The organism is Peribacillus sp. P4_B1, from assembly GCF_056402395.1.
Window position 1 is genome coordinate 1 of record NZ_JBFUHM010000098.1, and the last position, 6946, is coordinate 6946.

General features: G+C 38.6%; 6 protein-coding genes and 1 pseudogene. 3 read left to right on the plus strand and 4 right to left on the minus strand.

Annotated features, from left to right (window positions below; translation table 11 throughout):
* The 4 genes and pseudogenes from AC1DVK_RS26000 to AC1DVK_RS26015 form a co-directional block, all read right to left on the minus strand.
* A pseudogene (locus AC1DVK_RS26000) lies at nucleotides 1-463 on the minus strand (urocanate hydratase); the annotation flags it as partial.
* A 179-nt stretch (nucleotides 464-642) separates the two neighbouring features.
* Nucleotides 643-2136, minus strand: coding sequence for a helix-turn-helix transcriptional regulator (locus AC1DVK_RS26005; RefSeq protein ID WP_477627733.1), 1494 nt, complete (start codon nucleotides 2134-2136; stop codon nucleotides 643-645).
* Nucleotides 2137-2433: 297 nt separating this feature from the next.
* Entirely contained in the window at nucleotides 2434-3753 is a 1320-nt protein-coding gene (locus AC1DVK_RS26010) for an MFS transporter (protein WP_410861813.1), read from the minus strand.
* A gap of 22 nt (nucleotides 3754-3775) precedes the next feature.
* Nucleotides 3776-3949 (minus strand): hypothetical protein, encoded by a 174-nt coding sequence (locus AC1DVK_RS26015; protein WP_477627734.1) that lies wholly within the window; start codon nucleotides 3947-3949, stop codon nucleotides 3776-3778.
* A 277-nt stretch (nucleotides 3950-4226) separates the two neighbouring features.
* Here AC1DVK_RS26015 and AC1DVK_RS26020 point away from each other — a divergent pair, with 277 nt between their 5' ends.
* The 3 genes from AC1DVK_RS26020 (at nucleotide 4227) to AC1DVK_RS26030 (ending at nucleotide 6662) form a co-directional block, all read left to right on the plus strand.
* Nucleotides 4227-4412 (plus strand): TetR/AcrR family transcriptional regulator, encoded by a 186-nt coding sequence (locus AC1DVK_RS26020; protein ID WP_410861812.1) that lies wholly within the window; start codon nucleotides 4227-4229, stop codon nucleotides 4410-4412.
* A gap of 265 nt (nucleotides 4413-4677) precedes the next feature.
* Complete coding sequence (locus AC1DVK_RS26025) at nucleotides 4678-6108, plus strand: FAD-binding oxidoreductase (protein WP_089363136.1); 1431 nt, start codon at nucleotides 4678-4680, stop codon at nucleotides 6106-6108.
* Nucleotides 6105-6662 (plus strand): MFS transporter, encoded by a 558-nt coding sequence (locus tag AC1DVK_RS26030; protein ID WP_410861811.1) that lies wholly within the window; start codon nucleotides 6105-6107, stop codon nucleotides 6660-6662. The genes AC1DVK_RS26025 and AC1DVK_RS26030 overlap by 4 nt, the downstream gene beginning before the upstream one ends.
* Nucleotides 6663-6946 lie beyond the last annotated feature (284 nt).

Below are 6946 nucleotides of genomic sequence, written 5' to 3' on the forward strand. Positions count from 1 at the left end.
GTTTAGCAAGCTCGGCAAATGTCTCGTAAGTACCCTGAACGATTCCTTGCGAACCAATATAAATCCAGCTACCAGCTGTCATTTGCCCATACATCATCAATCCCTTTTTATCAAGTTCATGGAATGTTTCCCAGTTCGCATACGCCGGGACGATATTTGAATTTGCAAGCAGGACACGTGGTGCATCCGTATGCGTTTTAAAAATGGCCACCGGTTTCCCTGATTGGACCAATAAAGTTTCATCTTCTTCAAGCTCTTTTAGTGATTTGACGATTGCATCAAAGCATTCCCAGTTACGAGCTGCTTTCCCAATCCCTCCATATACCACCAAATCTTCTGGACGTTCTGCGACTTCAGGATCCAGATTATTCATCAGCATTCTAAGCACTGCCTCTTGTTGCCATCCTTTCGTATGCAAATCAGTACCTGTATAGCGGATAACCTTGTTTGTAATCGTGTTCATTTTTATTTCCCCCTTGTTTTTGTTATATTTTCATTCTATATGAAAAATTCAGAATAATTTATTATAATTTAATGATTATTTTATAAAATAAACCAAAGTTTTGTAGTTAACTTTACTTTTTTATGAATGGTATTAAAAATTTTAAAAAGGACGATTCAATATAACTGAATCGTCCTTTTTTATAATCCAGACCGATAAGCTGATGGAGTACAAGCTTCAAGCAGTTTGAATTTGGCATTGAAATAGGTTTGATGTGAATAACCGGCTAATTGTGCGATTTCCTCCAATGATAAATCCGTTTCCTTTAATAAGCGTTTAGCTTCCCTAATTCGAACTTGATGCAGCGTATTGCGAAAAGACTCGCCGGATTCAGCCGCAAAACGACGGCTGAGTGTGCTTTTATTGACACGCAGAGTATCTGCACAGGTCGCTAGATTCCATTGGGCGTCCCAATAGTTGGACTCGATCAGCTCTCTTGCTTTTTCGCTAAGTGTGCGAGCTCCTTCCTGTAATTGCCCATGATCCTGCAGAAGTAAATGGGTGGTGAACGCATGCAGCTCTTTTACTATTTGATGAATGACTGGTTTATGGACGATTTGCTGAAATACGTCATAGTATATTGCTTCTAGAGATGCATTTTGCAAATTATATGATTTCATATGCCTACGGATCTGCGCAAGAACGCTTGTAAGGCGAATACGAACGATTTCCGGGTCAGGGTATGGTTGTTGAAAAGTAAGGAATTCACGTTCGATCCAGTTCCTGATAGCTTTTGCATCCCGTCTTTCGAGCATTTCTATCCAAAGTCTTTGTTCAAGGGGAGTGAGGAATGGATCCATCTCCTGAGGCGAAGTTTGTTGACTTTCGACTAAAATGATATCATATCCATCGAAAAAGATTTGTCTTGTAAATTCACGTGTTTGCTGGTACATCCTTTTTAAAGATTCATCAGGATTTGCCGCTTTTATTATGATAGCAAGAGGCTCATCCATTCTTTCTTTCCAGTGAGCCAGGAACGCTTGGTATTCTTCCTTATATACATCAGTTTCCTTTGTTTCCTGGACGCATAAAATAAAATCCGATAAAGCGAAGATTTGATTCTTCCCAGTAAAAGAATATCGTTGCAGTTCATCATAAACTAAAGGAAGGGTCTTTTTATCAGGTGTCAAAAATGCCACCATGGTTATTCGACTTTCATGTCTCCGGTCTGTCAAGAAGAAATCAGGATAACCAATATCAAGCGTTTTCTCATCATGCATGGCGTTTGTCGAGAAAAGACCTTGATCATTTCTCAATTGAAAACGCAATTGTTGGATATGCTTTACCAAATCCGCTGAAGAAAAAGGACGGAATAGGACATCTTCCGCACGAAAACGCAAGGCCCGATAAGCTGTTTGAAAGATTCGCTCAGATGAAATGCCTAACCATCGAATTCCCCTCCGCTTTAACGAAACACCCATCGCCTCACTTTCATCCGTCCAAATATCCATATCCAAAATAACGAATTCCGGTTGCTGATTACGAATGCCCTTTTCAAATTCTTCAATCGTTTTCCATAAGATAAGTCTAACTCCCGTTAGGTGCGACTCGACTATCCAACGAATTCCTTGAGCCTCAATCTCATCTTTTGCCACCAAATGAATTTCCACAACATCCCCCCATTTCCACTTCATATTCCTTTCATCATATAAATATGAAGTCAGCCTTTGAAAGAAAAGGAATCCCTGGCCTTTACAAAGTAACTTGTATCTAATCTCCATTCTAATCCCGCCGAATACTTCAAACAAGTCATATTAAGCAGAACCTGCGATTAGGTTAATTTTGACATGCCCAAACGTTATTTTATATCCATGGAAGGTACCATATCTAACACGTTATTAGCGGTATAACTATATGAAAATATTAAAAAAACACCATAGAAACTTGTGGTTTCCAATGATGTTTCTTTTTTTAGTTTTCAGTTAGATCTGTTATAAATGATTAATATTGACTTCAACTTCTTTAATGGTGTTTTCTTCTGGAGCACTTGACAATTTTAATGATAATAGAGTGATGACTCCTATCACAAGTAATCCTGATAAAATAAACATACCTTGAGTAAAGGCAACAGTTCCAAGAATCATCGGTCCTACAAAACCGCCCAATGCTGCAAATGAATTGACTAGGGCTATGCCAACTGGTGCAGTGGACTCAGTGAAGAAAAATGTCATATAAGCAAAGAAGCATCCACTGAAACCGTATAACCCGAATGATGTAATCGTTAACATCAGCACCATCATAAAGACACCATCTGAAAAGCCGCACCCGATAAATCCGGTAACTGCTATCAGGAGACAAACAAGCAAGTGTGGTTTATGTGCATTCGTCCGATCAGAATTCCAGCCAACAAATATAACCGCAGGTATACCGACTAACGAAGGAATCATCGCTAACCAGCCTATTTCTAAATTGGTTGTTGCATTTTCCGATAAAGATTTTATGATGGTTGGCATCCAGAATGACAATCCATAGATAGATGTGTACCCAGCGAAATAAAAAAGTGACAACTTCCAGATTTTCGAATCTTTCAGCATATCAAGCTTAGTGACTTTATTTATTTTCGAGCTTACTTTTCTTTCAGCACTCAACTCCCCTTCTAACCAAACGCTTTCTTCCTTAGATAACCATTTAGCGTTAGTGGGCCTATTAGTTAAATAGAAAACAACAACAACTCCAATAATAATGGCCGGAATGCCTTCAAGGATGAACATCCATCTCCACCCTGCCATACCGAACCAGGAAATATTGTCAAGAATCCATGTCGACACAGGTGCACCAATCAATCCGCCAATCGGTAAGGCTAAAAGCAGGGCCGCTGTTGCCCGTCCTCTTTCGCGGGCCCTGAACCAATATGTTAAATACAAAATTATACCAGGGAAAAATCCAGCTTCGGCGACACCTAATAAAAAACGGAGAATGTATAAATGCATCGTTGTTTGCGCAAAACCTGTTAATATGACAACAAGTCCCCACGAAATCATTATACGGGCAATCCATATCCGAGCTCCCACTTTATGCATAATCATGTTGCTTGGAACTTCAAAGAAGAAATAGCCAATAAAGAAAATACCGGAAAGCAATCCAAAAACCTCAGCGGATAAGGCTAATTCTGCGTTCATTTGTAAAGCAGCATAGCCTAAATTGACCCTGTCCAAGTATGCAATGCTATAAAGGATCAAGATAAATGGAAGAATGCGTCTCATCGTTTTATTAATCGTTCTTTTCTCTATTTCACCACTGAAATGATTCATGATTATTTCCTCCCTTTTCAAGCTACCCTTTCCCAAAAAACATACGATTATAGCGGACCTTTCCTTGCTCCCCGACTCTCTGGTTCAATCCCGAGACCACCAAATTCAATACCACCTCCCCTCCATTTACATTCATTAACCCAACAATATTATTAAACGAGTCCATATCCACAGGATGAAATAACCCTTCGTTCATGAAAGTTACTGATTGGATAGAGATCTTTAGGAAACTTTAACCACCCTTTTCACCCATTTTTAGAAAAACCTCTTGATTTCATTGGATTAACATCCCCTCATACATGATCCGGAACGTTCGAAAGCGCTTTCGTAATATCCCAAATGAAATGAAGAAAGCGTTGTGATTATTCATAATTTACGATAGATTAAATAGACTATCCGCTCTCTAACTAGACTGTAGTCTGATATTAAACTACACAGGAATATTCTGTCAATTATCCCTCGCATATTTTTCCATGATTGATCCAAGAAAGAAACAGCATAGGGGAGATAAGACTCGTGAAGAAATTTTAAAAATATCCTTAAAGCTATTTAGCGAAAAAGGTTATGATAAAGTTACAGTTGACGAAATCGTGAAAAAAGCCGCACGTCAAAAGGGTCATTTTACCAACACTTTTCAACAAAATCGGATATTTTTTTAGTAGGGTTCACAGAAGTCCATGAATACTATTGCGAAGCCTTCCATTCTTTCCCGGATGATACGGAAATTGATCTGTTTTTCTGGAAGAAGAAAATGAAAGTGATTTACTGGTCCGCATTAGATAAAACAGCTGACTGTTAAATGAATATTAATCCCAGCAATCTCACTGAACGGTGTGGTAACTCCATTATTCTATAAAGTTCATACATTTTTATTATTTCACTTGAGTGTCATACAGTTTTAACGAGGAGTCGAAAGCTAGTTATATGAAACGATTTTTCTTTATCATCCTATATGCAATATTATTTGGTTTTTCCCTGCAGGCCTTCCATTTCAAGCTTGACCACCCTATTGCAGAAGATATCAGCCGGCTGATGCCAGTTAAAATGAAAGCGATAAATGCAGAAGATAGTGAAGAAGCAATCAAAAAGGTCGTTTTGGAAGCTGCAAAAAATGATGATCCCATTTCCATTGCCGGTATGCAGCATAGCCAAGGGGGACAGACACTATATCCAAAAGGCATCCTGCTTGATATGAAGCAATATGATAAGATCCTTGATTTGGATGTAAAAGAAAAACGCATCACGGTAGAAAGCGGAGCAACCTGGGCTGATCTACAGAGATATATCAACCCATATGGACTTGCACTGAAGGTCAGTCAATCCCAAAACATTTTTACCATAGGCGGTTCTTTGAGCGTTAATGTCCATGGCCGCGATATCCGTCATCATGCCTTGATAGAAACCGTGGAATCTTTTAGATTGCTTAACGCGAAAGGACAAATCCTGACGGTGAGCCGCGAAGAAAATCCTGAGCTCTTCTCTTCGGTTATTGGCGGATACGGTTTATTTGGAGTGATACTTGATGTGACACTCCACCTTACCGATGACGAACTTTATAAAATTAAAACTAAATCACTCCATTATGATGAATATACATCGTATTTTAAAAGAGACGTTCTTCAAAACGATGATGTCAAAATGCATCTGGCAAGAATATCTGTTGCTCCTGGCTCCTATTTGGACGAAATGTATGTAACGGATTATTATAGGGCAAATGACCAAGCACAGCTATCAAACTACAATACTCTCAAACGGGAAACGATCGTTGCCGTGCCTAAATTCTTTCTTGGTCTATCGCGTTATAATGACTGGGGTAAAAAAAGGTTTTGGGAAACTCAGGAGACTTACACGGCCAATATTGATGGTAACTTGGTTTCCAGGAACAATGTGATGCGGTCGGATTCTGCCTTTATGGATTACAGCAATCCCTCCAAAACTGAAGTGCTGCAAGAATACTTCGTTCCGATTGATCAATTTGCTGATTATATCGATGATCTAAGAAAAACTTTATTCGATGAAAAAGATTTTAATTTATTAAATATTACAATTCGTTATGTGGAACATAATGATGAATCACTCATGTCCTATGCCAAAGATGATATGTTCGCTCTAGTAATGCTCATCAATCAAGGGACAGATAACGAAAGTAAGGAAAATACGGGAAGGGTCATCCGCGACATGATCAATGTGACGCTTGACCATAATGGCAGCTACTATTTGCCCTATTATGGGTATCCAACCAAGACACAATTATTTGAAGCCTATCCGCGCACTAAGGAATTCTTTCAATTAAAAAAGAAATATGATCCTGATAACCGCTTCATGAATCTTTTCTATGAGGAGTACCATCCATGAATTATAAACGTTTCGTTTTTTACCAAGGCACTGTTGGAATGGCTGCCAGCATGATCTTCCCTTTTTATATTTTGCTAATCAAAAATGTAGGTACCAGCTATTCGCAATTCGGATGGGCATATGGCATATTCTCACTGACTGCAGCACTTAGTTACCCTTTAATCGGAAAATTAACGGATAAAGCCGGTGACAAAGCATTTCTCCTTATCTATTCATGGGGGATGGCACTTATCCTTCTTGCCTTTCCTCTCGCATATGAAATTTGGCATGTCTATCTCCTGCAGATTATTATGGGGGTTCTTGGGGCTGTTCAAAAAAATACTGAAAAAACGGTACTTGCAAGGTATGTTAAGAAAACAACTGCGGGTAAGGAAATTGGAAACTACCATGTTTGGACATCCATTGGTGCTGCAGCTGCCGTGATTGCAACCGGATATTTAGTCGACTTTTTAACGATTGGAAGCATCTTTTATCTTGCATCCTTAATGTTTGCCTGGAGTGGATTTATTATAATGAAGATGGAGAAAAAATCTTCACTATCTAATGCAGAATAAATAAAAACATAAGGATTTATTGCTGGTTACGATAATAACTTTTTAGTAAAAGAAGCATCTGCTTAAACCTCAGTAGATGCTTCTTCTACAATAATTGAAGTACTTAATAGCGTCGATATAGAATCTAGTTATCATAAAAAAGTTTGTAGTTCTTTTGCTATCTCTATCAATCATTCCATCTTACAAAGATAAATTAAACCTGCCTCCCTTTAACCACTTTCGCATCGCCATTTTTACGAATTCTAAAAGTACTGCGTTTATTTGTACAAAGCTATGAACCAGAG